Genomic DNA, 26,382 nt, shown 5'->3' on the forward strand with positions numbered 1-26,382 from the left:
AATTATCATGTTAGATGCACTGCAGTGGTTTGTTGATTTAGGTGCAACCGTCGTATTGCCAATTTTAATTTTTATCTTTGGTTTAGTTTTAGGGACAAAACCAGGGAAAGCATTTTCAGCGGCTTTAACTGTAGGGGTGGGATTTGTAGGTTTAAATCTAGTTATTGAGTTGTTGACGAATAGCTTAGGCCCTGCAGCTCAGTCGATGGTTGAACGATTTGGCTTAAATTTAACTACAATCGATATTGGCTGGCCTGCTGCTGCCGCAATTTCTTACGGTACTATTCTAGGATCATTAGCCATACCAATTGCTGTTGTTTTAAATGTCGTTCTTATTATTTTGGGATTAACTAAAACGTTAAATGTTGATGTTTGGAATATTTGGCATGCGGCATTTATCTCTTCATTAATTTACGCACTTACAGGTAATTTTGCTATGGGTATTTTTGCAACGATTGTATACACGATGATGATTTTATTGTTTGGAGATTTACTTGGGCCGATTATTAATAAATTTTATGGATTTCCTAATATCACTTTTCCTCATGGAACGGCTATTCCTGGATTTATTCTTGCATTGCCGTTGAATTGGCTGTTTGATCGAATTCCAGGTTTAAAGAACTGGAAAGCTGATCCAGAAACAATTCAAAAAAAATTCGGTATTTTTGGAGATTCAACTGTGATGGGATTCATTATAGGATTGGGAATGGGAATTTTAGCAGGCTATGATATTGCGGGGATTGGTCAGCTAGCCATTCAAACAAGTGCAGTTATGGTTATTATGCCAAGAATGGTCTCTCTCTTGATGGAAGGTTTAACGCCCATATCAGAATCAGCCAATCAATTTGTTCAAAAACGTTTCCCAGGAAGAGAATTGTTTATTGGGATGGATGCTGCATTATCTGTTGGGCATCCAGCTGTTCTTTCTTCTTCTTTGATTCTTGTTCCAATAACAATTATTTTAGCCGTTATTTTGCCAGGAAATACAACCCTTCCATTTGGAGATTTAGCAACCATTCCATTTTTAATTTGCTTGATGGCTGCCGTTTTTAATGGAAATATTATCCGCACAATTTTAGCTGGAACCATTTATATGACATCAATTTTATATATTACTTCTTGGGTCGCTCCTTTAGTAACAACTGCAGCTAAAGCTGCTAGTTTTGACTTACAAGGACATGCATCAATCACAGCACTCGCTGAAGGTGGTTTATGGACCACTTTAATGTATGTTGGTTTAACTAAACTATTTAGTTGGGCTGGCTTAATTTTCATTGGCTTGGTCATCCTAAGTTTAATGATTTATGTTAATAAGATTTTACCAAAAAGGACAAAACAAACAATTGAAGGGAATGATTAGAATGAAAAAGTTATTAATTATGTGTGGAACAGGAGTTGCAACTTCTACTGTTGTAACTGGGAAAATGAAAGAATGGTTGAAAGAAAAGGGTCTTGAAAATGAGGTGAAATTATACCAATCCAAAATTGCTGATGAAGTAAACAAATTAGATGATTATGATATTGTTGTTAGTACGACTGTTGTACCAGATAAGGTGAAGGATAAAGTGATTATGGGGCTGCCATTGCTGACAGGTATTGGAACGGAAGCTATGTTTACTGAGATAGAACAAAAGATTAAGGAATAAACGTTAGGTTAAAAAATACTAGGAGGTCGTGAATTTTGTCAAAAAGAAGTATACGTTCCCCATTTTTCACAGTAAATCCGAAATCATATATGTACGGAAAAAGTGCGTTAGCCTTTGCTAAAGAACTTGATGTATTTGCTAAAAGTTATGACGTAGATATCTTATTTACTTGTCAACATGCAGATATTTATCCAATTGCAAAAGAAACAACGCATTTATTCATAACAGCTCAGCATATTGATGGTATAACACCTGGACGAGGAATGGGAAGAATTCTACCTGAAAGTGTTAAAGAAGCGGGGGCGGTTGCTACATTTTTAAATCATGCGGAGCACCCGATGGAGCTGAGTGAGCTAGTTGATGCAATAGAAAGGGCTAATTCACTGGGATTATTAACCATTGTTTGTGCCAATTCAATTACTGAAGCGAAAATAATTGCAACTCTTTCTCCAGATATTATGGTATGTGAGCCAACTGAATTGATTGGGACAGGAAAAGTGAGTGATCGTCACTATATGGAAGCCACTAATGAAGCGGTTCGGACCGTTAATCCTTCTATCTTAATACTACAAGCAGCAGGGATTTCAAGTGTTGAGGATGTTCAACAAGCGTTGGAATCAGGAGCAGACGCTACTGGCGGTACGAGTGGTATTGTTGCTACTTCAAACCCTGTTGAAACAGCAAGGAAAATGATTGAAAAAGTAGCAGAATTCAAAAATAAGAGAAACGAAAACTAGAGTCAATCTGAAAATTACTGAATCAATCAACTAGTAAAAAACGGTTGGGTAAAAGTAGCTTTCTCAGAACTAAGCTAGTGTTGTGCAATACGTACTCGATTCTCGGAGTTATTCACTTTTTCCCAACCTCAACTAGTTAACAGAAGAATAGCTTGAACGATAAGCAAAGTTTTTTATTAAACTTTTATAACGGTTATATTCAAGTTTTCAGATAATTATTGTTCGAAAAGATAGTGAAAAAATAAGAAAAGAAGGAATGGTTATGTTAGTTAATTCAAAACAAATTTTATCTGAAGCGAAGAAAAAGAAGTATGCAGTACCCGCACCCAATTTTATTGATTTAGACTCAGCACGATGTTATGTTCAACTAGCTGAAAGAAGAAAGTTACCTCTTATCTTACCCTTTGCTCAAGCGCATGAAGAATTACTTCCCTTAGAAGAAGCTGCTTTAATAGGAAAATATTTGGCAAAGAAAGCGACTGTTCCAGTAGCGTTGCATCTCGATCATGGTCAAGACGTAGCTTTTATTCATAGAGCTATTGAACTTGGGTTTACTTCGGTTATGATAGATGCATCAACAGAATCCTTTGAGCGAAATATACAACTTTCAAAAGAAATTGCTAAATATGCACATCAATTTGATGTGACTGTGGAAGCTGAATTGGGGCATGTCGGTGCTGGAGAAAATTATGAAAGCCAGTCGATGACTGATTCTATCTATACTGAAGTGGCTGATGTTGTAACTTTTGTTGAACAAACGAATATTGACTCTCTTGCCGTTTCTATTGGAACTGCTCATGGAACGTACAAAGGAACGCCGAAGTTAAATTTTGAACGTCTGAATGAAATTTCTGAAAAAGTTACAATTCCACTTGTTTTACATGGAGGTTCTTCTTCAGGCGATAAAAATCTGGCATACTGTGCTACTCATGGCATTTCAAAAATTAATATTTTTACTGATTTAATCAATGGTGCATACAATAGTATTAAAGAAAGCGAACCAAAAAATTATTTGGATTTAAAAAAAGAAGCAGCTCTTGGGATGGAAAAAATTCTCGACCATTATTATCAGCTATTCCAGACTAAGTAGAAAGGAATTTTAGAACATGGTGATTAAGCATAAAGAATTAACTGTAACCTCTAATGGTAAGAGAGCAACCTATGTTAATATTACAGAGGATGTTAAGCGATTTGTAGAAGAAACGAAACTAGAGAACGGATTTTGTGTGGTTTCTACTTCACATACGACGTGTTCTGTAATATTTGAAGAATATGTCCATGATGTTGATTGGAATGGTGATGAATTGATTCAAGTAGATCTAAATAGAATTCTAGATAAAATCATTCCCCGTCAACTTACAGAATCTGATTATCTGTACCCAGGACCGAAACATGTTGAATTTTTAGAAGAAATAGCAAAGGATCATCCAGAATTTCCAGCAGATCCTGCAACTATCTTGAACGGAGATGCTCATATTCGTGCGTCAATATTTGGCCCAGAAAAGACGTTCATTTTGAAAGATAATAAGTTACTTATTGGATCCGTGGGTTATATTTATTTTATTGATTGGGATCAAAATCGAGAACGAAACAGAAAAATCAATATTATGATTATGGGAGAATGAGTGTAATCGCTTTTAATTATTAAAAATGTAAAAAAGTAAGATAGAGCCATTTACTGCTGGTTTTATCTTACTTTTTTTGTGTTCTGAATAAGGTGATTTTAAGATAGGATAGATGGAAAATAAAATTTTAAAAAATGCATTCCATCATAGTTTGTAAATTGTTATCTGCTCCATAAAAGTAGCTACATTTTCTTTATTAATAAATCCTACCCGTTGGTGTTGTGCATTAGACATTCCGCATGCCATTGCATATTTGATCCGATCTTCAAGTGGGAAATTATTTTCTAGCGCATAAGCATAGCCACCTACAGTTGCATCTCCAGAACCAGTAGGGTTTAGAATCTCTATTTTAGGAATAGAGATATCATATATCGAATCTTGAGTTTTAAAGATAGCTCCTTCTGCGCCACAACTAATCATGACTGTTTCGATGTTATTGAAATCATAAGAACAAACATAATCAATCAAATCAGTTTTTTGTGAAAATTCCTTTCTAGCAATATCGCTGATTTCATGAATATTAGGTTTAATAAAGTTGGGAATATAGGTCGTTTCTTTTAATAACTCATCTAAATATTGTCGAGCAACATCCACTAAAATTGGTATTTTTGGACTGATTTTGGTGCGGATTACTTCAATTAATTTTGGAAAAATATTTTCTTGTGTCGAGTTAACTGATCCGTTAATGCAAATTGTTGTGATATCAAAAGTTGAACAAATTGTTTTAATCATTTCCATTAGTTCTAGGATATTTTTATCACTTACTTTTGGTCCTTCTTCAACAATCTCGGTGTGTGTATTGGCATCGTGCATGAGTGTGACCGCATTTCTTGTTTCGCCATCGACAGAGATCATACTGATTTGTCTAAAGGTTTCTTCTGCTAATTTTTCTTCGGCAAATCGTCCGTTAGTTCCTCCCAAAAAACCAGTTAAAACTACATCGGCTCCCGATAAATTGGCTGCTCTAGCCGCATTGATACCTTTACCGCCAATGTCAATTTGTGGTGATTTTACGCGATTTACTTTTCCTAGTGTCAGAGTATTAAGTAAATAAATATAATCAATTGAAGGATTCATAGTAATGGTTAATATCATAAAATTAGTTCTCCTTTACAATCGTCGTGAATTGTGAGTAATTTTTAAAGTCCTCATCAGAAATTTTCCAATCAGTAATTAAGTAATCGAGATTAGAAAGTGTATTGAAGGTATAAATATCCGCTTTATTAAATTTTGAACTATCAAGAACTAAACAATTTGTCTGAGAATGATTAATCGCACAATTCTGAACATTTCCTTCAAATTGTTTTGAGGTAGTAATATTGTTGTTATAAACACCATTAGTAGCAATAAAAGAAATATTGATATTTAAGTTATCAAAGGCTCTATTTGCGATGTCTCCGATAAATTCTTCGGTCTTATTAAAAAATTCACCCCCGGTTAAAATGCAGCGATAGCGTTTCTTCATTTCTAACAATACTAATAAACTATTAGTAACAATGGTTAAATTCTCTTTATCAATATAGTCTAAGCCGTAAAGGATGGTTGTTCCAGGGCCTAAAAAGACGGTATCTCCATCTTTAATCAGTGAATTAATAATAGTTCCGATATATTTCTTCTCATCAATATTTTTGATGATTTTTTCTTCTGTGCTTAATTCGGGAAATGATGCCTCAATTACTTTGATTCCCCCGCGCAGTTTTTCTACTTTGTTTTCTTTTGCTAAATAGTTAACATCTCTTCGAATGGTCATTTCGGAGACATTTAGTTCGTTTGATAAATCTTTTATAGTAATAAATTCATTTTTTTGAACAATATTGATAATATCATCCCATCGTTGCTCTTTTAACATATAATCCCCCCTTGGAATTAATTAAACATAGTTTTCTAAATTATAAACATTTTCGAACAAAAAAGCAATTGAATGAAAGTGTTTTAACAAAATATAACATAAAAATGAAAATAAAGCGTTGACAATTAACTAATACAAACATTATAATACAAATATGAACAAAAACAATCATTTTTTAGAAAGGAGACTAATATGAGTCAATATGCGGATATGTTTAATATTAATTTAATTGATTTAAATGTTTCGAAATCTGATCAACTCGACATTTTTAATTCTATCTATCAAGAGTTAAGAAAAAAAGAATATGTTGATGATCATTATTTAGAAAGTTTAATCAGTAGAGAGGAGAGATTTCCAACTGGTTTAATCACCCAAAATATGAATATTGCGTTACCTCATACAGATCCACAAGTGATAAAGAAACCGTTTGTTTTTATTTGTAGATTAAATGCTCCTATTAAATTTAAGCAAATGGGTGATAACCAAGAAATGGATGTACAGAATTTGTTTTTCTTGGGAATCAAGAATCCAAGAGAACAAGTTGGTTTGTTGCAAGCATTTATGAATTTATTTATGGACAGTGATTTTGTAAGCAGTTTCAAAAAAATGGACTCTAAAAAGGAAATCATTGATTTATTTCAAACCAATATATAAAACAGGAGGAGAATTAGAATGAAACAAAAATTGATTGTAGCATGTGGTAGTGGAGTAGCGACCAGTCAAACGATTGCCAGTAAGATTTCGAGTATGTTGGATAATGACGGTGTAGATTTTAAAGTTGAAGCAGTAGATTACAAATCAATTTTAAATGAATTGCCTGACGCAGGAATTTATGTGTACATTGCTCAACCAGATGAAGAAGTGTTAGCGAAGGCTCAAGAGTTGGCAATCAAAGTATATCCAGGGATTCCTTTTTTAACAGGAATGGGTATGGATGAGATTTACGAATCAATTGTAGCGGATATTAAAAATAATTCTTAGTAGGAGGATTCTCATGGAACTATTTCAAACAGCTATTAATTATATATTAGGGTTAGGTTCAGCAATTTTTGTTCCATTAATTATTTTGATTTTAGGTTTAATTGCTGGTATGAAATTCAGTAAAGCATTTATGTCAGCGTTAACGTTAGGAATTGCCTTCAGTGGAATGTCGATGGTGATTGGTTATATGACCAATGCTGTGGGTCCCGCCTCTGAAGCGATGGCTTCGAATACAGGGATCAACTTGCCTGCTTTAGATTTAGGATGGACTGGAGCGGCCAGTATTACTTGGTCTTGGGCGTACGCTTTTGTTTTCTTTGCGGTCACGATTGGTGTGAACTTTTTAATGTTGGTTCTTAATTTAACGAAAACATTGAACGTTGATATGTGGAATGTTTGGGGAAAGGCTCTGACTGCGTATCTTGTTTACTTTGTTTCTGGAAGTTTAGTTGCAGGGTTTATCGTCGCAATTGTTCAAGTGATCCTAGAATTGAAACTAGGAGATATGTTCCAAAAACATATTCAAGATTTAACGGGTATTCCGCTTGTAACAGTGACGCATTTTATGACTTCTTCGGCGGTATTGATGTTTCCGTTTAATTGGCTAATGGATAAAATTCCATTCTTCAACAAAAAATTCGACACCAATTCACTGAAGAAAAAAATCGGTATTTTTTCAGAGAACTCAGTGATGGGCTTTATTATCGGATTAGGATTAGGGTTTGCTTCTGCTTACGGAATCTCAGGTTCACTTAATTTAGCGATCCAAGTCGCAACAGCAATGGCTTTATTCCCGATGATCTCAAAAATGTTTATGCAGGCGTTATCTCCATTAGCGGATGCAATGTCTGAATTTATGAAGAAACGATTTAAAGATAAAGAAGTGTTTATTGGCTTGGATTGGCCGATTTTAGCGGGAAGATCTGAAGTTTGGGTAACGGCGATTTTATTAGTGCCAATTACGATTTTATTTGCGATTATTTTGCCAGGAAACCAAGTATTGCCTTTAGCTGGAATCATTAATTATTCGATTGCAGTAGGTGGATTGTTGTTAACAGGTGGGAATTTATTGAGAATGCTGGTTCTAGGTGTGCTAACGATTCCGATTTATCTGTATTCCGCTACTTATTTAGCACCAATTTTAACAGGTTTAGCAGATCAAACGGGTGCCGTAGAAGGGCATAAAGCAGGGCAATTGATTACGTGGTCATCGATTGAAGGACCCGAATTTCGTATTCTATTTGCGGAAGCATTTAACAAAAATATTCCAGCAATCATTGGTGTTGTGGTCTTTTTAGGATTGTTCTATTTGTTGAATAAGTACATGAAAACAGTAGATGTTCCAAGTAAAAAATATGAATAAAAAGTAGGAGGGATGATTGAGTGAAAACGAAATTCTTTTGGTATGTATTGCTTCTCTTAGCTATCTCATTGTTTGTTTTATCGTTAAGTTATGCGCAACCATTGTTAAATGTACTAGTGATTTTACTAGCAATTTGTATTTATAAATATGGTGATCAAGTCATTTTTAGTGAATATAATAAAAAGAGAGAATGGAAGAAACGTCAAGGTGAAGAAATCAATACTGCGACAAGAACAATTATCCAAGAAGGTAGACTATTTAAGAAAGGAAGTAATGAATAATGAGTGATGGAAGAATGTTATTTGAACAAGAACGATTGGATATGGCTAAAGTAGTCAAAGTGATTTTCGATCGAAAAAATACCAATGTTGCTGGCGGAAATTTTTCATTTAAGACAACAGATGAAGCAGGAAAAGAATATATTATTATGACTCCAACAATGATGTCAGAAGCTTATTTAGGTAATTTATCCCCTGCTCAAGTTTTAGTGGTAGACCCAGAAACGACCGAAGTAATTGATGGTGTTGGGAAATTGACGCGAGAAATCAATATGCATAAAGCTGTTTATGAAAGTAATCCAGAAATTAAAGCAGTTTTGCATGCCCATGCGCCAAATGCGATGTTTTGGGCAACTAGTGGGATTCCAATGCCAAACTTAACAGAAGCAACTCAGAAAGTAAAAGCTGTTCCAGTGATGGAATTTGCACCAAACTGTTCGGAAGAATTAGCGAAAATTACGAGTGATTATATCAAAGAAAATAAATTAGAATTACCACATATGCTTTTGTTAGATAGTCATGGAGTTCTAATCAATGCGCCAGGAAATTCTGGTTCTGAAGCGATTCACAAGGCCCTACAAATCTTAGATACTGTAGAGTGGAATGCGGAAATTGCTTATAAACAAGCAATGTTTCAATCAGTCGGCTTATTGGATGGTTTTTATTCAAAAGGCAAAAAGGTTGGTACGTTGGAAGATTTGAAAAATAAAGTAGCGATATATAATAAAGATAAAATTGCAGCAGGTGGCGACTAGATTAAAGCGCAAGCAACTGTGATGTAAAATAGAATGATTGACCCCGAACTCGTATAGCTCATGTTGTACGAGTTCGGGGATTTTTATGATTTGGAAACTAGTTGTTTATTCTACTGAGAAAAGATAGTCTCCAGAAGAAACCTTCTCTTCCATTGTCGGTAAAGCAATGGATTGATTAGTATTTGTGACGATAACAGGTGTAATCATATCAATATTCATTGCCTTAAGCGTATCAAGATCAAAGGAGAGCAAAGGGGTTCCTTTAGTTGCAAAACTATTTTCGTTAACCAGTGTTCTCATGTATTCTCCGTTTAGACTAACGGTATCAATTCCGACATGGATCAAAAGTTCAATTCCATCATTTGTTTTAAGACCAATTGCATGGTTGGTTGCTGTAGTCATTACTATTGTACCGTCCGCAGGAGCGTATAAAATGCCTTCTGCTGGTTCAATTGCAATGCCTTCTCCTATCATTTTTTTAGAGAACATATCGTCATCCACTTTTTCTAAATGAAGGAATTTCGGTATAGTAATCCAATAAGAATTTAGCTAATTGATAATCAGTAGAACCTAGTTTGTTTTCGTTGTAAATGTTTTCAATATTGTAAAGTAAACTCAATCGATTGGTTTCCATAATAAAATCTCCTTGGCCTAGTAGATTATGTTCAAAGTATATAATGGATAAAATAAAAATGCGGGACAATTTTTGTCGCCAATAGTATGGGGAACGCTGAACGGACTAATTGAATGGAAATAAAATCTGGTATAAGGGAGTTACTGTGAAAATTCAAACGTGACCAGAATGGCTAATTGCTACTTCTATTATATAATGAATTCTCCTTATCACCATGAATCGCGCTTTTTCAACTAGGCGGTGTTTGAAACATTCAAATACCCCGAAACGTTTTTGACTATCCCTTAATATCGAAATAGTTTCTTTGTTTTCTAGATATCTACGCTCTTTTTTGCTGATTTATGCTAAAATGGATGAGGATAGTTGAATCTAGGAGGTGACGTTGATGAAAGGCCAAATTAGAAAAGCGTTAAGTGGTTTTTATTACATATATTCTGATAGAGAAACGTATCAGACTAGAGCAAGAGGGAATTTTCGCAATCGAAACATCACTCCGCTGGTTGGAGATAACGTTTTTTTTGAAAGCGATAATCTGACAGACGGGTACCTATTGGAAATTTTTCCGCGACATAATGAATTAGTTCGCCCGCCAATCGCTAACGTCGATCAAGGGGTCGTCGTGATGAGCATGGTGGAGCCGAATTTTTCGTATAATCTTTTGGATCGTTTTTTAGTGACATTGGAAGATAAAGAAATCCGACCAATTATTTATTTAACGAAAATCGATTTATTAGATCAAGCTGGGCTTGAACAATTAGCTGATGTGCTGAATGTGTATCGTCAAATTGGTTATCCTGTGATTGCGGCCAGCCAAAAAGAGGATCGTCGTGCTATAACGGAATTGGAGCAGTATTTCCCAGAACAATTGACTGTTTTTATGGGACAATCAGGAGCAGGAAAATCTACGTTGTTAAATAAAATTTCACCTGAATTACAATTAGCAACGGCCAGTATTTCAGAATCGCTCGGTCGAGGAAAACATACAACACGACATGTGGAGTTAATTCCCTTGTATGAAGGGTTAGTTGCAGATACACCTGGTTTTAGTTCGATTGATTTTTTAGAAATGAGTGCAGTTGATTTACCAAAACAATTTCCTGAATTTTTAGTCGCTTCCGTAGATTGTAAGTTCCGCGAATGTATGCATCGTAAAGAACCAAACTGCGAAGTGAAACGCCGTGTTGAAGCTGGAACAATTGCTCGAAGCCGTTATGATAATTATCTACAGTTTTTATTAGAAATAGAAAACCGTAGACCAATATATAAAAAGAAGAAGGAGTGATTTTGATGAAAATAGCACCGTCAATATTAAGTGCCGATTTTGCCAATTTAGAAAGAGATATTCAATTAGTCGAAAAGTTAGGGGCAGACTATATTCACGTAGATGTGATGGATGGTCAATTTGTTCCAAATATTACGTTAGGTCCAAATGTGGTTTCTGCCATTCGTCCAGTGACAAAATTACCGTTGGATGTTCATTTAATGATTGTTGATCCTGAAAATTATGTTGATGCCTTTGCTAAAGCAGGAGCGGACATTATTACTGTTCATCAAGAAGCAACGCCGCATATTCACCGTGCGATGCAAATGATCAAAGCGTCTGGTGTTAAAGCAGGTGTGGTCATTAATCCTGGGACACCGCTTTGTGCGATTGAACATGTGCTGGATTTAGCCGATTTAGTATTAATTATGACGGTAAATCCAGGTTTTGGCGGACAATCATTTATTGAAAGTTCACTAGATAAGATAGCTCAATTAAAAGAATGGAAAGAAACAAAAGGCTATACTTATGAAATTGAAGTTGATGGCGGGATTGTACCTGAAACTGCGAAGCGTTGTAAAGAAGCAGGAGCAGATGTATTTGTTGCCGGTTCGTATATTTATAATTCTGAAAGTCCTAAAGATCGAATTGACGCGCTTAGAGCAGTGTTGGATTAATGGAAATATTACTGGTTGCAGGCGGTAATCCTAATAAATGGCCATTGATTGATAAAGAAAAATACGACTATTTTGTAGGAATTGACCGAGGAAGCTTATATTTGATTGAAAGGGACTGGCCGTTAGATTTAGCGGTGGGAGATTTTGATTCTCTTTCAAAAGCAGAATATGCTCAAGTTGTAAAAGAAGCTAAAAAGCTACATACTGCGCAGTCTGAAAAAGATGATACGGATACGCAATTAGCCTTAGCACTGGCATTTAAGACATTTCCGGAAGCAAAAGTAACCATTATTGGTGCAACAGGAGGTCGAATCGATCATTTCTTAGCCAATCTATGGTTGCCATTGGAACCAAGATTCCAACCTTATATGGAGTGTATTCGAATAAAAGATCATCAAAATACAATTGATTATTATGAACCGGGGACGCATGTTGTAACCCAAGAATCAGGCATGAATTATCTAGCGTATGTCTGTTTAACGCCAGTTACGAATTTGACATTAAGAGAAAGTAAATATCTATTGAATAATGAATGTACAGAGCAACCAACATCGTTTGCTAGCAATGAATTTATTCGCAAAACTGCAAAATTTAGCTTTGAGTCAGGTACGATTGCTGTGATTCAAAGTAAAGACAAATAAAAAAAGCTGAGCGCAAAATGCGTTCAGCTTTTTAACTAGTTTTATTAAACACGCTCGATTTTACCAGATTTCAAAGCACGAGTTGACACCCAAACTTTTTTAGGTTTACCGTCTATTAATACGCGAACTTTTTGCAAGTTAGGTTTAACAGTACGTTTAGTAGCGTTCATTGCATGTGAGCGGTTATTGCCGCTGCTTGTCTTACGACCAGTAAAGTAACATACTTTTGCCATTTTTAGTTTCCTCCTTTGCTTTGATATCGGAGCGTTTATTTTCAGCTCATACTAAAATAATTTAACATAAAATGCAAGGAGATGCAAGGGGAATTTGTAGGTTGTTGAAATAAGTGGAAATTTAGTAATTAGGGAAACACAAATAAGACTTAGCAGAGGAAAATTAGTTTGAAGAGGATTCGTATTTTTACCTTTTTTATTTCCTAAGTTGTGATTTTGCATGAATTACGGTAGAATCGACACTGAAATGAAGACTGTGATTAAACTTGAAAAGGAGGATGGATGATGGGAAGTTGGTTATTTTTAGGAATTATTCTAATTGTTGCTTGGACTGCTAAAAATCAAAGTTTATTAATCGCAACGGGAATTGTTTTGCTGATAAAATTACTGCCACAATCAAGTAAAATTTTGGATTTAATAGGAAGTAAAGGAATCAACTGGGGAGTGACGGTTATTTCTGTGGCGATTTTGGTTCCTATAGCTAAAGGAGATATCGGTTTTCAGGATTTACTTGATTCAGTAAAAACACCTCTTGGTTGGGTTGCGCTATTTTGTGGCGGATTAGTTGCCATCCTCTCTAGTAAAGGTGTTCATTTGATTGCTGATTCACCAGAAGTGACAGTGACTTTGGTTTTAGGAACAATCATTGGCGTTGTTTTCTTTAAAGGCATCGCTGCAGGTCCAATCATTGCTTCAGGAATTACCTACTATGTGATGACAGCGATTCAGTTTTTTTGGACAAAATAGGTGACAAAGGCTTATTGTGAAATGATAAGCAAATCTTAAATTGATTAGAGGAACTATCATTAACTAACTTCCTTTCTTTTCATTAGTGCCTAGCTATGTTAAAATGTTATGGAAGAAAATAGGGCAAGAGTGCTCTTTGAAGGAGGCTTTCATCAATGGCTGTAAAAATTAAAACGCCTGCTGGGACCATCGAGATTTCCAACGAAGTTATCGCTACAGTAGTTGGCGGAGCTACTACAGATATTTACGGAATTGTCGGAATGGCAAGTAAAAACCAAATTAAAGACAATTTAAATGATATTTTACGTAAGGAGAATTATTCTCGTGGCGTAGTAGTTCGACAAGAAGAAAATGGTGTCGCTGTTGACGTGTATACGATCGTTAGTTATGGAACAAAAATTTCAGAAGTTTCTAGAAATGTACAAGAAAAAGTAAAATATAATCTTGAAACGTTACTTGGTGTGTCAGCTAACTCTGTCAACGTCTTTGTTCAAGGTGTCCGTGTGTTGCCTGACTAGGCAACTACTGTTAGCGATGAGTAAGTGTCTAGCTTTCTAGCTATAACCATTCAGATAACGAATGTTTGAGTCACTTTTCTACGCAACGGTAAATCTAAAGGAGGATTTTTTAGGTGAATGTAACAGAAATTAGTGCAAGTCAGTTCCAAGAAATGGTTCAGGCAGGCGCAAGTCGTTTGCATGCAAACGCAGAATATGTCAATTCTTTGAATGTTTTCCCTGTTCCCGATGGAGATACAGGTACAAATATGAATTTATCGATGACTAGCGGAGCTAAAGCGGTTGCTGACTCTCGTTCTGAGAAAGTCGGCGAACTAGCAACGGTTCTTTCAAAAGGACTATTGATGGGTGCGCGCGGGAATTCCGGCGTTATTTTATCGCAATTGTTCCGTGGATTTTCTAAACAAATTCCTGAAGTGACAACCTTAAACGCCAAAGATTTAGCAGCAGCGTTCACTCATGGGGTGGAAACGGCTTATAAAGCAGTGATGAAACCTGTTGAAGGAACGATTTTAACTGTTTCAAGAGAAGCTGCACGTTCTGGTGAACGTAAGGCAAAAGAAAGCGATGACTGTGTTGAAGTCATGACTGCCGTTGTTAAAGGCGCGAAACGTGCATTAGCTAAAACACCAGATCTTTTACCTGTTTTAAAAGAAGTGGGTGTAGTGGATAGTGGCGGACAAGGCTTACTTTTCATTTACGAAGGCTTTTTAGAAGTATTATCTGGTGAGTTTTCAGCTTCTGAAATTTATGAACCATCACCTGTAGAAATGGATGAAATGGTCAATGCTGAACATCATCGTGGTGTCAGTGGTCATGTAGCGACTGAAGATATTAAATTCGGTTACTGTACTGAAATTATGGTTCAAATCGGTGAAGGTCCTACAGTGGACAGTACCTTTGATTATGAGACATTTAGAAATTACTTGAACGAATTAGGAGACTCATTACTGGTAGTTAATGATGATGAAATCATCAAAGTTCATGTGCATACAGAACATCCAGGAGAAGTCATGAATTATGGACAAAAATTCGGCTCATTGGTAAAAATCAAAGTAGATAATATGCGTTTGCAGCACGAGACATTAGTTGAGCATGATGAAAAAGTAGCACAATCAGCAATTGCTCAAGCTGAACGAGTTCCTTATGCTGTGATTGCGATTGCTGCAGGTAAAGGAATCCAAGAATTATTCAAAAGTTTAGGAGCTAGCTATATCATTAGTGGCGGTCAAACAATGAATCCAAGTACAGAAGACATCTTGAAAGCAGTGAAAGAAGTAAATGCTGAACAAGTATTGATTTTACCGAACAATAAAAATATCTTTATGGCAGCAGATCAAGCAGCAGAAGTGGCAGATGTTCCGGTAGCCGTTGTTCCTACGAAAACAATTTCTCAAGGGATGACCGCTTTGTTGGCATTCAATGACCATCAAACACTTGAAGAAAATCAAGCAAACATGACTGAGATGATTGAAAGTGTAATCAGTGGACAAGTGACAACCGCTGTTCGTGACACGACAATCGATAATGTAGAAATCAAAAAGGATGACTTCTTAGGAATGATTGACGGAAAAATCGTTGTTTCAGAACCTGATATTTTCCAAGCTTCTTTAGCTACATTAAACCAAATGATTGATGAAGAAACAGAAATCGTAACGATTATTGTTGGCGAAGGTGGAACTATGAAAGAAGCCGAAAAAATGATTGAAGCGATAACTGCTGACAATGAAGATCTTGAAACAGAACTTCATGTTGGTGATCAGCCTGTTTATCCATACCTATTCTCAGCTGAATAAAAACTATAAGGTTGCGGCAGCAGTATTTCATTTTGAAATAACAAGTAACTCTGTACAAAAAATGTACGGACTTCTTGTTTTTAAAATGAAAAACTTCTGTCCAACCCTTTTTTTATCGTATTATTTAGTTAGAGTCTGTGTGAAAAAATGATGTAGAATTATTTCATTAGTTTTACCTAAAATTTTTCAAAATAAGCTGATTTGCGTAACTAATGATGAGAGGAGGATGGAAATGAATCTATTTGATCCAATTGGTGTATTGCCTGGAGTAGGACCGAAACGAGCGGATAATTTAAAAGAGTTAGGGATTGAAACGGTAGAAGATTTACTTGCTTACTATCCATTTCGTTATGAAGATATTCAAGAAAAAGATTTAAATGAAATTCAGGATCAGGAAAAAGTTACGTTGAAAGGTTTGGTCGTTTCAGAAGCGGTACTTAGCCGTTTTGGGTACAAGAAGAGTCGGTTGACCTTCCGTATGATGCAAGATCATGCAATAATTAATGTTTCTTTTTTCAATCAACCTTATTTAAAAGATAAAGTGATTTTGTCAGAAGAAATAGCGGTGTATGGGAAATGGGACGCCAAGAAAAAATCATTGAATGGTATGAAAATTTTAGCCGCTAAAAATGATGGCGAAGATTTTGCCCCCATTTATCATGTGAATAAAAAAGTACGGCAAAGTAGTTTAGTCCAATTGATTCGAACAGCATTTGAAAAATATGGGACTTTGATTGAAGAAATTTTGCCATTAGAATTGATTGAAAAGTATCGTTTGATGCCTAGAAAAGAAGCAATGTTTGCGATGCATTTTCCTGTTAATCCAGAAGAAAGTCATCAAGCAAAAAGACGAATTGTTTTTGAAGAATTTTTGCTATTTCAAATGAAGCTTCAAGGGCTTAAAAAACAAGAAAAAGCTGAAAAAAATGGTTTGTCGATTCATTATGATGTTGAACGTTTAAAACAATTTACACAAAAGTTGCCCTTTACACTGACTGCAGCACAAAAAAAAGTGACCAATGAAATCTGTCGCGACTTGATGAGTCCGCAACATATGCAGCGATTGCTACAAGGAGATGTAGGAAGTGGAAAAACAGTTGTTGCAGCAGTTGCTCTTTATGCAGTAATGACCGCGGGATTTCAAGGTGCGTTGATGGTACCGACGGAAATTCTTGCGCAACAACATATGGAAAGTTTACAACAATTATATGATCCGTTAGAAGTGCGAACGGCTTTGTTAACTGGTTCAACAAAAACAAAAGAACGAAGAAAAATTTTAGCTCAATTAGCCTCTGGGGAAATCGATATTATTATTGGAACCCATGCGTTGATTCAAGAAGATGTTGTTTTTCATCGTTTAGGATTAGTAATCACGGATGAACAGCATCGATTTGGCGTGAATCAACGAAAGATTTTAAGAGAAAAAGGTTTGCAACCAGATGTTTTGTTTATGACAGCTACGCCAATTCCTCGAACGTTAGCTATCACGGCTTATGGTGAAATGGATGTTTCGATTATTGATGAAATGCCAGCAGGAAGAATTCCGATTGAGACACGTTGGGTTCGTCCGCCACAGCTAGATACTGTGTTGGAATGGATGGGAAAAGAATTACAAGTTGGACATCAAGCGTATATTATTTGTCCCTTAATTGAAGAATCAGAAGCATTGGATGTAAAAAATGCTACAGAAATATTTGAACATATGTCTGCTTACTTTAATCCAACCTATCAAGTAGGGTTATTGCATGGGAAAATGAAAAATCAAGAAAAAGATGAGATTATGCAGGAGTTTAAAGAAAACCGATTGCAATTATTGGTCTCGACTACTGTTATTGAAGTAGGTGTAAATGTACCAAACGCGACGGTTATGTTGATTATGGATGCGGATCGTTTTGGGTTGGCTCAATTGCATCAATTACGTGGACGTGTAGGGCGTGGTTCAGAAGCATCATATTGTATTTTAGTTGCGAATCCAAAGAATGAAATGGGCGCTGAACGGATGAAAATTATGACGGAAACAAATAATGGTTTTGTTTTAAGTGAAAAAGACTTAGAATTACGCGGACCAGGAGAAGTTTTCGGTGCGCGCCAATCAGGAATCCCGCAATTTTTAATTGGTGATATTGTTGCAGATTTTAATATTTTAGAAGTAGCAAGACAAGAAGCTAGCCAAATTTGGCAAAAGAAAAACTGGTGGCATCTGCCTGATTATAGTGGTTTAGCTGAACGTATCAAACCAGACGATGCAGAACAGCGCTTTTTTGATTAAGGTAATGTTTCCTAATTTAGATTAAGTGTAGCAAACTTTTCGGTAAATAGATAAAAGGATCGAAAGAGAAAAAGCCTCTTTCGTCCCTTTTCCTAATTTACTCAAAGTTTAAACGCTTCTCTTCACTTTTCGATATGTTATACTAGTTTTTGTAAATGATTTAGGAGGAACGGTTCTATGAAAATTGCAGTTGACGCAATGGGTGGAGACAATGCTCCACAAGCGATTGTAGAAGGAATTATGTTGGCAAAGCAGGAGTTTCCTGCTATTGAATTTTTATTATATGGAAAAGAAGCTGAAATTCGAAAATATGTGACAGATGAAAAAAATGTAACGATTATTCATACGGATGAAAAAATTAATAGTGATGATGAACCTGTTAAAGCGATTCGAAGAAAGAAGACTGCTTCAATGGTTTTAGCGGCGCAAGCCGTCAAGGATGGAGAAGCGGATGCGATTTTTTCAGCAGGAAATACAGGAGCCTTGTTGGCAGCAGGTCTATTTATTGTTGGCAGAATCAAAAATGTTGAGCGACCTGGCTTGATGTCTACAATGCCAGTCATTGGGCAAGTCGATGGTGGCTTTGATATGATGGATTTAGGAGCGAATGCCGATAATAAACCAGAACATTTAGCACAGTATGCTGTTTTAGGAACGTTTTATGCGGAAAAAGTACGTAAAATTAAAAATCCAAGAGTAGGACTTTTAAATAATGGAACAGAAGAAACAAAAGGTAGCGAATTGACGAAAAAAGCGTTTGAACTACTTTCTGAAGAAGCGGGCATTAATTTTATCGGAAATGTGGAAGCGCGTGATTTGCTAACTGGTGTGGCGGATGTCGTTGTGACAGATGGATTTACTGGAAATGCTGTGTTGAAATCAATTGAGGGTACGGCTCTGAATATGATGGACTTGTTGAAAAAATCAATTTTAGCTGAGGGTGTCAAAGGGAAAGTAGGAGCGATGCTGCTAAAGGATGCTTTGCGTGGGATGAAAAATGAAATGGACTATTCAAAACACGGTGGCGCAGTTCTTTTTGGACTTAAAGCTCCTGTAATCAAAACGCATGGTTCGACTGGTCCAGAAGCTGTGAAATATACGATTCGCCAAATTCACACAATGTTAGAAACAGATGTTGTCAAACAATTAGTCACTCATTATGAACAAGTTAATAATTAAGGACTGCAACGTGATTGCAATATTTCTGTTATTAATTTGAAAAAAAGATGGACAAATTTGCTTTTTCTGAGTACAATGTATCATAGCGTTGTACTTTTTTAAGACAACTTTTTTCAAAATAGTGGAGGTGAATACAGTTGACTCGTGAAGAAGTATTTGGAAAAGTAGCGAAGATTATCTCGAACCACTTTGATATTGAAGCTGAAAATGTGACAGATCAATTAAATATTAAGGACGACTTAAATGCAGATTCAATCAGCGTGATGGAATTTGTTTTAGAACTGGAAGATGAATTTGGAACGGAGATTTCTGATGAAGATGCAGAAAAGATTGAAACCGTTGGTGCTGCGACTGATTATATCGTTAATCATTTGTAACATACACAGATTCACTCTCGAGCTAGTTGCGAGGAATTATTTAGCTAGTTAGAATAAGAAAATAGCTTTAATGGTTACTTTGATTTTATGGGCCTGAGGATGTGACTCAAAGAGTTATATCTCAGCCCTTTTTTGCTGTATAGAGTAAATAAAGTAAATTTACATAGAAAATGAATCGATTTAGTAACAAATTAGCTTTAATTTAAAAAAATAGCCAAAAAATTAATTGTTCTCTGATAAAATAGTTAGAGAAGTGGTCTTTTCGTTGTTTTTATAAGGACAACCATTTAAAAATAGACGAAAAAAAAGTATAATAGTAAGGACTGTAAATAAAATTAAAGGAATGTGGAGAATGGACAATCAGTTAACTACGGAATTGAAAGAGCGTTACGGCGTTGTTTTCCATGATGCTAACCTACTAGAACAGGCTTTTACTCATTCATCCTATGTGAATGAGCATCGATATTTAAAATTATCCGACAATGAACGTTTAGAATTTTTAGGAGATGCAGTATTAGAACTAGTTGTTTCTCAATATTTATATGAAGAATTTCCAGATTTACCCGAAGGAAAGTTGACAAAAATGCGCTCAGCAATTGTTCGAGAGGACAGTTTATCTAAGTTTGCTAAAGAATGCCATTTTGATCAATATGTTCTGCTTGGAAAAGGAGAAGAAAATTCTGGTGGGCGAAATCGTCCTTCTTTACTATGTGATCTATTTGAATCGTTTTTAGGTGCGTTGTATTTAGATCAAAAAGCAGGAACTGCTAAAAAGTTTATTGCTCAAGTTATTTTTCCCAAAATCGATGCCGGTGCTTTTTCACATGAGATGGATCATAAAACACATTTACAAGAAGTTTTACAACGTCAAGGAGACGTAACGATCGAGTATCGCTTGATCAAAGAAGAAGGGCCTGCCCATGACCGTATTTTTTCTATTGAAGTGTATGTTGATAATACACTGATTGGAACGGGTCAAGGCAGATCTAAGAAGTTAGCTGAACAGGATGCCGCAGAACGCGCGTTAAAAGACATTTCTAAGTAGGTTTGGAAGGAGCAGTGTATCTGTGCATTTGAAACGAATAGAGATCGCAGGATTTAAATCTTTTGCGGATCGAACGGTGATAGAGTTTGAAAATGGCGTGACCGCTGTAGTCGGACCGAATGGGAGTGGCAAAAGTAATATTACAGAAGCAATTCGTTGGGTTTTAGGCGAGCAGTCAGCTAAAAGTCTTCGTGGCGGTAAAATGCCAGATATTATTTTTGCTGGTTCGGAAGGTCGAAAATCACTCAATATTGCAGAAGTGACTGTTGTGTTAGATAACAGTGATCATTATTTGCCATTGGATTTCACGGAGATTAGTGTTACACGTCGATATCGTCGGACAGGAGAAAGTGATTTCTTTATTAATAAACAAGGCTGTCGGTTAAAAGATATCCAAGATTTATTTATGGACTCAGGATTAGGAAAAGAATCGTTCTCGATTATTTCACAAGGGAAAGTTGAAGCGATTTTTAATAGTAAACCTGAGGATCGTCGTGGGATTTTTGAAGAAGCGGCTGGCGTATTGAAATATAAGCAAAGAAAGAAAAAAGCGGAACAAAAACTCTTCGAAACAGAAGATAATTTGAGTCGTGTTCAAGATATTATTTATGAATTAGAAGACCAATTAACTCCTCTAGCTGCGCAAAGCGAGGCGGCGAAGGAGTTTTTAAGGCTTAAGGAAACATTGACGAAAGTGGATGTTAGCTTGACGGTCACTGAAATCGAAGCAGCAAAACAAATTTGGGAAGCAAAGAGTTTAGAATTGGACGAAATAGCAGAAAAACTGACTTCTGCGAGCAAACAAATTCGTGACTCAGAAGACCAACTTTTCCAATTAAGAAGTCAGCGAAACAAAGTGGACGAACAAATTGAAAAAGAACAACAACAATTGCTTCATGTAACAGAAGCGTTAAAGCAAACAGAAGGACAAAAAGACGTTTTAATCGAACGGTCCAAACACAATTTGCAAACAACAAGTGAATACCAGCAATCATTAGATGAAAATGCTGCAAAAATCACTCGTTATCGAGAAGAAATTAGAGAGATTCAATCAACGATTACTGAAAAAAATGAAGTGAAACAACAATTAGTGAATGCACTTCAAGAAGCAGAATTAAACGTCGAAAAATACAGTAAATCTTCCAAAGAATTATTAGAAGAATTACGTAGTCAGTACGTTGAAGTGATGCAACAACAAGCCAACACAACGAATGATCTAAAATATTTGGAACGTCAATATCAACAAGAAACAGCTAAAAATCAACAATCAGTTGAAAAACATGAATTACTTGAGCAACAAATGGCGGATGCGCTGATTCAAAAAGAGGAACTCACAAAACAATTAGCAGAATCGGAACAAGCATTAAGTGATCAGCGAAGCCAATATGCTCAGCAAAAACAACAATTAGAACAAAAGCAAGAAGTATTGAATCAGAAACAGAAATTGATGTACCAAGCAATGAACCAAGTTCAACAAGCGAAAGCACGTCAAAAAAGTTTGCAAGAGATTCAAGAAAATTACTCTGGTTTTTATCATGGAGTTCGAGCGGTTTTAAAGCATAAAGAACAACTTTCAGGAATTGTTGGAGCGGTTGCTGAATTAATCGAGGTACCAACGAAATTTACCGTAGCGATTGAAACAGCACTTGGCGGAGCAGCGCAACATGTCGTTGTAGAAAATGAAAAAGACGGTCGTGCCGGAATCACTTTTCTAAAACAACAGCATAGTGGTCGAGCAACATTTTTACCGCTAACAACAATCAAACCACGATCGCTATCGAATGCCGTTCGTGATCGAGTAAAAAATGTGCCTGGTTTTTTGGGGATTGCTAGTGACATCGTGGGCTACGCTGATTCAGTTAGTAATGTGATTCAGAATTTATTAGGTGTAACCTTAATTGCTGAAAATTTGGAAACAGCGAATCAATTAGCGAAATTAGTTAATTATCAATACCGAGTGGTTTCTTTAGAAGGAGATGTTATGAACTCGGGTGGTTCTATGACTGGTGGAGCGAACAAAAAAGGCAATCAGGGAAGTCTGTTTTCTCAAACGCAAGAGTTGCAAAACATTACCGAACAAATGGAACGCTTAGAACAGCAGTTGACTCTGGTTGAGCGAGAAGTTCAGCAATTGACAACCGAAGTAAAACAAATCAATGAAGCATTAGAGCATTTACGTACAACGGGTGAAACCAGTCGTTTGAAACAACAAGAATTACAAAATAAAGTGACGAATCAAGAAGAGATGCTGACTCGTTTAACGAAGGAAAAACGTTTATTTGAGTTTGAAACCAAAGAACTACACCAATTCTTGACCGATTATCAAATCAAAAAAGAAGAGCTAGTAGAACAGCAGGAAGAACTAGCTCAAACAAAGAATCGCTTGGATCAAGAAATGAAACAAGTGGATCAAGAAGCGAGTCAGATGGAAGAATTGAAGACAGGAGCCTTAGAAAAATTAAATCAAGTTCAAGCAGAACAAGCAGTTGTCGTCGAACAAATGAACCATTTGACACAACAAAGCGATGAAAAGCAAGGGCTTTTAGATGAATTATTGGCTAGAGAAACAGCTCTTCGTCAACAGTTGGAACAATTAAATAGTAATCATTCGGATCATCAAGTGACAGAAGAAAGCTTAGCTGTTCAGTTGGAACAACTAGCTGAGAAAAAAGAAGCTTTACAAGTCAGCATTGGAGAAGCTAAACGCACACGACATGGTTTGCAAGATAAAGTAGACCAAATCGATAGTAGTTTAGCCGAAGAAAATAAATTACAACAACAATTATTGGGTGAACAAACAAAAATCGAAGTCGAGAAAAATCGTGCAGAAATCAAGTTAGACAATTCTCTGCAATATTTGCAAGAAGAGTATAGTTTGACGTTTGAACGAGCAATATTGGATTATCCGCGAACGACTGAAAAAGAAGAAGCAAAAACAGAGGTTAAACGCTTGAAACGTGAAATTGAGCGCTTGGGTCCAGTTAATATCAATGCCATTGAACAATACGAGCAAGTCAATGAACGACATGAATTTTTGGTCTCCCAAAGAGATGATTTGTTGGATGCTAAAGACCAGTTATTTGAAACAATGGATGAAATGGATCAGGAAGTTAAAATTCGCTTTAGTGAAGTTTTTGAAGCGATTCGTAATCAGTTTAAGCAAGTTTTCCCTAATATGTTTGGTGGTGGACGTGCGGAGTTGATTTTGACGAATCCAGAAGATCTACTGAATACAGGGGTTGAAATTGAAGCCCAACCACCTGGAAAAAAATTACAAAATTTGAGCTTACTTTCTGGTGGCGAGCGTGCCTTAACGGCAATCGCTTTACTGTTTTCGATTATCCGTGTTCGTCCAGTACCGTTCTGTGTGTTGGATGAGGTAGAAGCGGCCTTGGATGATGCCAACGTTTCGCGATTTGGTCATTATTTAGGTGAATTTGAAGATGATACGCAATTTATTGTCGTAACGCATCGTAAAGGAACTATGGAAGCTTCGGATGTGTTGTATGGTGTAACGATGCAAGAATCTGGTGTTTCGAAAATTGTTTCGGTCCGTTTGGAAGATGTTAAAGAAGGCGGCGCCATTTCAGCAGAAATTTAGTTTAGTGATAGGAGGAAAAGAAATGATTAAATTAATCGCAATCGATTTAGATGGAACCTTACTAGATAGCAAAAAAGAAATTTCTCTACGTAGTAAAACTGCTTTGATGGAAGCAAAAGCTGCTGGAGTCAAAGTCGTTCTTTGCACTGGTCGTCCTTTAAAAGCAATCGAAGTCTATTTAGAAGAGCTTGGTTTACGCGATAATGGAGATTATAGCATTACATTCAATGGCGGTTTAGTGCAAAAGAATGAATCTGGTGAAATCATGGAAAAAGCATTAATGCCATTAGAAGATATTCATGAACTACACGAATTGGCGGTGGTATTGAATGTTCCGTTAGATGTTTTATCGGATGGATTGGTTTTACAATTACCTTCTTCTCCAGACTATCCTTCTATTTATAGTGAGTTGAACAATTTATTGACATTTGAAGCCGCTCAACTGGAACAATTATCAGCGGACGGAGTCTATAATAAAGCGGTGGTTGCTTTAGAGGCAGAGTATTTAGATGAACAAATAAAAAAAATACCGAGTGAATTCTATGATCGTTATGAGGTCATTAAAACAAGAAAAAATTTATTGGAATTTATGCCAAAAGGAATCACAAAAGCATATGGGATTTCTCTGTTAGCTAAAGATTTAGGAATCAAACAAGAAGAAATCATGACGATTGGTGATGAAGAGAATGATTTGCCGATGATTGAATATGCGGGATTAGGTGTTGCCATGGAAAATGCTGTGCCAGAAGTTAAAGCGGCTGCGCAAGTTATTACCGATACAAATGATCGTGATGGTGTAGCAAAAGTGGTGGAAACCTATGTCTTAGATCCGTTGAAAGGTGGAAAATAAATGGGATTTTTTGATAAAATAAAAAAAGCCTTTATGAATGAAAAAAAAGAGCAACCTTCCGAGATTGAATCTTCTGAAACCCAAGAAGACTCCGTGCTGAATCCTGAAACTTCAGAAAGCGTTGAGTCGGAAAAACAAATCGAACTAGAAACTGAGACAACTGACTCGGAAAAACTGACAGAACCAGCTAAACAAATTGTAGAGAGTGAAGTTATTGAAGTTCCGTCAATAGATAGTGAAGAACAAGAAATAGCTGAAATTGCAAAGGAAACGATACCTGAACCAGTACAAGAATCGGTACCAGAAATCGTAGCAGAAGTAATTCCAGAAACGGTAGATGAGTCTCCAGAAGAAACCATCGTTCAAGAAAAATATGAAAAAGGACTGGAAAAAACGAGAAAAACATTCGGGCAACGTTTGAATGAATTATTTGCGAATTTCCGTTCAGTCGATGAAGATTTCTTTGAAGAATTAGAAGAAACGTTGATTGGTGCCGATGTTGGTTTTGATACATCAATCAAAATTACCGAATCTTTACGTCAAGAAGTGAAACTAAAAAATGCTAAAAAACCAGCAGCAATCCAAAATACAATCATTGAAAAAATGGTTGATTTATATGAAGCTGAGGGCGTAGAAGAAAATAACGCATTGAATATTCAAAAAGATGGTTTGACAGTTATGCTTTTTGTAGGTGTTAACGGTGTGGGGAAAACAACCAGTATCGGAAAGTTAGCACATGAATACAAACAAGCAGGGAAAAAAGTGTTGATGGCAGCGGCGGACACCTTTAGAGCGGGAGCTATCGATCAATTAGTGGTTTGGGGCGAACGTGCTGATGTAGAAGTAGTTCGTGGCAATGCAGGCGGCGATCCTGCGGCTGTGGTATTTGATGCTGTAGAGCGAGCAAAGGCAGAGCAAGCAGATATTCTACTAGTGGATACAGCTGGGCGTTTACAGAATAAAGTGAATTTAATGAAAGAGTTAGAAAAAATTAAACGAGTGATTCAACGTGAAATCCCCGATGCACCACATGAAGTGTTGTTAGTAGTCGATGCGACAACGGGGCAAAATGCGTTATCTCAAGCCAAGCAATTTAAAGAAACGACAGATGTCACTGGGCTTGTTTTGACTAAATTAGATGGAACTGCCAAAGGTGGGATTGTTCTTGCGATTCGAAATGAACTCCATTTACCAGTCAAATTAGTTGGTCTAGGTGAAGGAATCGATGATTTAGAACCGTTTGATGCAAATGATTTTGCAATTGGTCTATTTAAAGGATTATTAAAAATAGAAGATTAATAAGAGCTTGAGACAGAAGCT

At 36.3% G+C, this 26,382-nt stretch carries 28 protein-coding genes; 23 read left to right on the plus strand and 5 right to left on the minus strand.

The features are described 5' to 3' along the window. Positions 1-7: 7 nt before the first annotated feature. The 5 genes from ACYSNW_RS09730 to ACYSNW_RS09750 all read left to right on the plus strand — a co-directional run bounded on the left by ACYSNW_RS09730 (position 8) and on the right by ACYSNW_RS09750 (position 4,008). On the plus strand, positions 8-1,360 hold the full coding sequence (locus ACYSNW_RS09730; RefSeq protein WP_461744296.1) for a PTS galactitol transporter subunit IIC: 1,353 nt from the start codon (positions 8-10) through the stop codon (positions 1,358-1,360). A 1-nt stretch (position 1,361) separates the two neighbouring features. After that, positions 1,362-1,646 (plus strand): PTS sugar transporter subunit IIB, encoded by a 285-nt coding sequence (locus ACYSNW_RS09735; protein WP_461744297.1) that lies wholly within the window; start codon positions 1,362-1,364, stop codon positions 1,644-1,646. Between the two features lie 35 nt (positions 1,647-1,681). Next, positions 1,682-2,383, plus strand: coding sequence for a triose-phosphate isomerase (locus ACYSNW_RS09740; protein WP_461744298.1), 702 nt, complete (start codon positions 1,682-1,684; stop codon positions 2,381-2,383). Positions 2,384-2,645: 262 nt separating this feature from the next. Further along, on the plus strand, positions 2,646-3,473 hold the full coding sequence (locus ACYSNW_RS09745) for a class II fructose-bisphosphate aldolase (protein WP_461744299.1): 828 nt from the start codon (positions 2,646-2,648) through the stop codon (positions 3,471-3,473). 16 nt (positions 3,474-3,489) lie between these two features. Next, positions 3,490-4,008 (plus strand): YjbQ family protein, encoded by a 519-nt coding sequence (locus ACYSNW_RS09750; protein WP_461744300.1) that lies wholly within the window; start codon positions 3,490-3,492, stop codon positions 4,006-4,008. 144 nt (positions 4,009-4,152) lie between these two features. On the opposite strand, the gene ACYSNW_RS09755 is transcribed toward ACYSNW_RS09750, so the two are convergent. Together ACYSNW_RS09755 and ACYSNW_RS09760 are read right to left on the minus strand one after the other, a co-directional pair. After that, positions 4,153-5,103 (minus strand): 1-phosphofructokinase family hexose kinase, encoded by a 951-nt coding sequence (locus tag ACYSNW_RS09755; RefSeq protein ID WP_461744301.1) that lies wholly within the window; start codon positions 5,101-5,103, stop codon positions 4,153-4,155. Positions 5,104-5,107: 4 nt separating this feature from the next. Continuing rightward, positions 5,108-5,857 carry a DeoR/GlpR family DNA-binding transcription regulator gene (locus ACYSNW_RS09760; RefSeq protein WP_461744302.1) on the minus strand — a complete coding sequence of 250 codons (750 nt, stop codon included), beginning with the start codon at positions 5,855-5,857 and terminating at the stop codon, positions 5,108-5,110. Between the two features lie 192 nt (positions 5,858-6,049). Between ACYSNW_RS09760 and ACYSNW_RS09765 the strand changes: the two genes are divergently transcribed. From ACYSNW_RS09765 to ACYSNW_RS09785, 5 genes are read left to right on the plus strand one after another with little or no spacing between them, the layout of a single operon-like run. After that, positions 6,050-6,511, plus strand: a complete 462-nt coding sequence (locus ACYSNW_RS09765) for a PTS sugar transporter subunit IIA (protein ID WP_461744303.1) — start codon at positions 6,050-6,052, stop codon at positions 6,509-6,511. 18 nt (positions 6,512-6,529) lie between these two features. Further along, positions 6,530-6,838 (plus strand): PTS sugar transporter subunit IIB, encoded by a 309-nt coding sequence (locus tag ACYSNW_RS09770; RefSeq protein WP_461744304.1) that lies wholly within the window; start codon positions 6,530-6,532, stop codon positions 6,836-6,838. A 13-nt stretch (positions 6,839-6,851) separates the two neighbouring features. Continuing rightward, the gene (locus ACYSNW_RS09775; protein WP_461744305.1) at positions 6,852-8,201 is read left to right on the plus strand and encodes a PTS galactitol transporter subunit IIC; all 1,350 of its coding nucleotides are present in this window, start codon (positions 6,852-6,854) and stop codon (positions 8,199-8,201) included. Positions 8,202-8,221: 20 nt separating this feature from the next. Then, positions 8,222-8,482: a hypothetical protein gene (locus ACYSNW_RS09780; protein ID WP_461744306.1), complete on the plus strand. Its 261-nt coding sequence runs from the start codon at positions 8,222-8,224 to the stop codon at positions 8,480-8,482. Continuing rightward, complete coding sequence (locus ACYSNW_RS09785) at positions 8,482-9,234, plus strand: class II aldolase/adducin family protein (protein ID WP_461744307.1); 753 nt, start codon at positions 8,482-8,484, stop codon at positions 9,232-9,234. Before ACYSNW_RS09780 ends, ACYSNW_RS09785 begins: the two co-directional genes overlap by 1 nt. A 105-nt stretch (positions 9,235-9,339) precedes the next feature. Here ACYSNW_RS09785 and ACYSNW_RS09790 read toward each other — a convergent pair whose 3' ends face one another. Beyond that, entirely contained in the window at positions 9,340-9,723 is a 384-nt protein-coding gene (locus ACYSNW_RS09790; RefSeq protein ID WP_461744308.1) for a PTS sugar transporter subunit IIA, read from the minus strand. Positions 9,724-9,727: 4 nt separating this feature from the next. Continuing rightward, positions 9,728-9,868, minus strand: a complete 141-nt coding sequence (locus ACYSNW_RS09795) for a hypothetical protein (protein WP_461744309.1) — start codon at positions 9,866-9,868, stop codon at positions 9,728-9,730. Between the two features lie 376 nt (positions 9,869-10,244). Between ACYSNW_RS09795 and rsgA the strand changes: the two genes are divergently transcribed. Genes rsgA through ACYSNW_RS09810 form a run of 3 tightly spaced genes read left to right on the plus strand, consistent with a single transcriptional unit; the run spans position 10,245 to position 12,447 of the window. After that, positions 10,245-11,150: a ribosome small subunit-dependent GTPase A gene (rsgA, locus tag ACYSNW_RS09800; protein ID WP_461744310.1), complete on the plus strand. Its 906-nt coding sequence runs from the start codon at positions 10,245-10,247 to the stop codon at positions 11,148-11,150. Between the two features lie 5 nt (positions 11,151-11,155). Next, on the plus strand, positions 11,156-11,806 hold the full coding sequence (rpe, locus tag ACYSNW_RS09805; RefSeq protein ID WP_461744311.1) for a ribulose-phosphate 3-epimerase: 651 nt from the start codon (positions 11,156-11,158) through the stop codon (positions 11,804-11,806). Continuing rightward, a complete protein-coding gene (locus ACYSNW_RS09810; protein WP_461744312.1) occupies positions 11,806-12,447 on the plus strand; it encodes a thiamine diphosphokinase in 642 nt (213 codons plus the stop codon). The genes rpe and ACYSNW_RS09810 overlap by 1 nt, the downstream gene beginning before the upstream one ends. Before the next feature lie 44 nt (positions 12,448-12,491). On the opposite strand, the gene rpmB is transcribed toward ACYSNW_RS09810, so the two are convergent. Then, the gene (gene rpmB / locus ACYSNW_RS09815) at positions 12,492-12,680 is read right to left on the minus strand and encodes a 50S ribosomal protein L28 (protein ID WP_010761898.1); all 189 of its coding nucleotides are present in this window, start codon (positions 12,678-12,680) and stop codon (positions 12,492-12,494) included. 285 nt (positions 12,681-12,965) lie between these two features. On the opposite strand from rpmB, the gene ACYSNW_RS09820 reads away from it, so the two are divergent. The 10 genes from ACYSNW_RS09820 to ftsY all read left to right on the plus strand — a co-directional run bounded on the left by ACYSNW_RS09820 (position 12,966) and on the right by ftsY (position 26,361). Next, positions 12,966-13,427, plus strand: a complete 462-nt coding sequence (locus ACYSNW_RS09820) for a DUF441 domain-containing protein (RefSeq protein WP_461744313.1) — start codon at positions 12,966-12,968, stop codon at positions 13,425-13,427. Between the two features lie 155 nt (positions 13,428-13,582). After that, positions 13,583-13,945, plus strand: a complete 363-nt coding sequence (locus ACYSNW_RS09825; RefSeq protein WP_461744314.1) for an Asp23/Gls24 family envelope stress response protein — start codon at positions 13,583-13,585, stop codon at positions 13,943-13,945. 113 nt (positions 13,946-14,058) lie between these two features. Further along, a complete protein-coding gene (locus tag ACYSNW_RS09830; protein WP_461744315.1) occupies positions 14,059-15,741 on the plus strand; it encodes a DAK2 domain-containing protein in 1,683 nt (560 codons plus the stop codon). 226 nt (positions 15,742-15,967) lie between these two features. Then, entirely contained in the window at positions 15,968-18,010 is a 2,043-nt protein-coding gene (recG, locus tag ACYSNW_RS09835; protein WP_461744317.1) for an ATP-dependent DNA helicase RecG, read from the plus strand. Positions 18,011-18,187: 177 nt separating this feature from the next. Further along, positions 18,188-19,189, plus strand: a complete 1,002-nt coding sequence (gene plsX / locus ACYSNW_RS09840; RefSeq protein ID WP_461744318.1) for a phosphate acyltransferase PlsX — start codon at positions 18,188-18,190, stop codon at positions 19,187-19,189. A 137-nt stretch (positions 19,190-19,326) separates the two neighbouring features. Next, positions 19,327-19,566: an acyl carrier protein gene (gene acpP, locus ACYSNW_RS09845; RefSeq protein WP_461744319.1), complete on the plus strand. Its 240-nt coding sequence runs from the start codon at positions 19,327-19,329 to the stop codon at positions 19,564-19,566. A 352-nt stretch (positions 19,567-19,918) separates the two neighbouring features. Next, on the plus strand, positions 19,919-20,611 hold the full coding sequence (rnc, locus tag ACYSNW_RS09850) for a ribonuclease III (RefSeq protein WP_461744320.1): 693 nt from the start codon (positions 19,919-19,921) through the stop codon (positions 20,609-20,611). 22 nt (positions 20,612-20,633) lie between these two features. Continuing rightward, a complete protein-coding gene (gene smc / locus ACYSNW_RS09855) occupies positions 20,634-24,212 on the plus strand; it encodes a chromosome segregation protein SMC (RefSeq protein WP_461744321.1) in 3,579 nt (1,192 codons plus the stop codon). Positions 24,213-24,234: 22 nt separating this feature from the next. Beyond that, positions 24,235-25,062, plus strand: coding sequence for a Cof-type HAD-IIB family hydrolase (locus tag ACYSNW_RS09860; RefSeq protein WP_461744322.1), 828 nt, complete (start codon positions 24,235-24,237; stop codon positions 25,060-25,062). Next, positions 25,063-26,361 carry a signal recognition particle-docking protein FtsY gene (gene ftsY / locus ACYSNW_RS09865; RefSeq protein ID WP_461744324.1) on the plus strand — a complete coding sequence of 433 codons (1,299 nt, stop codon included), beginning with the start codon at positions 25,063-25,065 and terminating at the stop codon, positions 26,359-26,361. It begins immediately after the preceding gene. Positions 26,362-26,382: the final 21 nt, after the last annotated feature.

It is taken from the genome of Enterococcus sp. LJL99, from assembly GCF_054871725.1.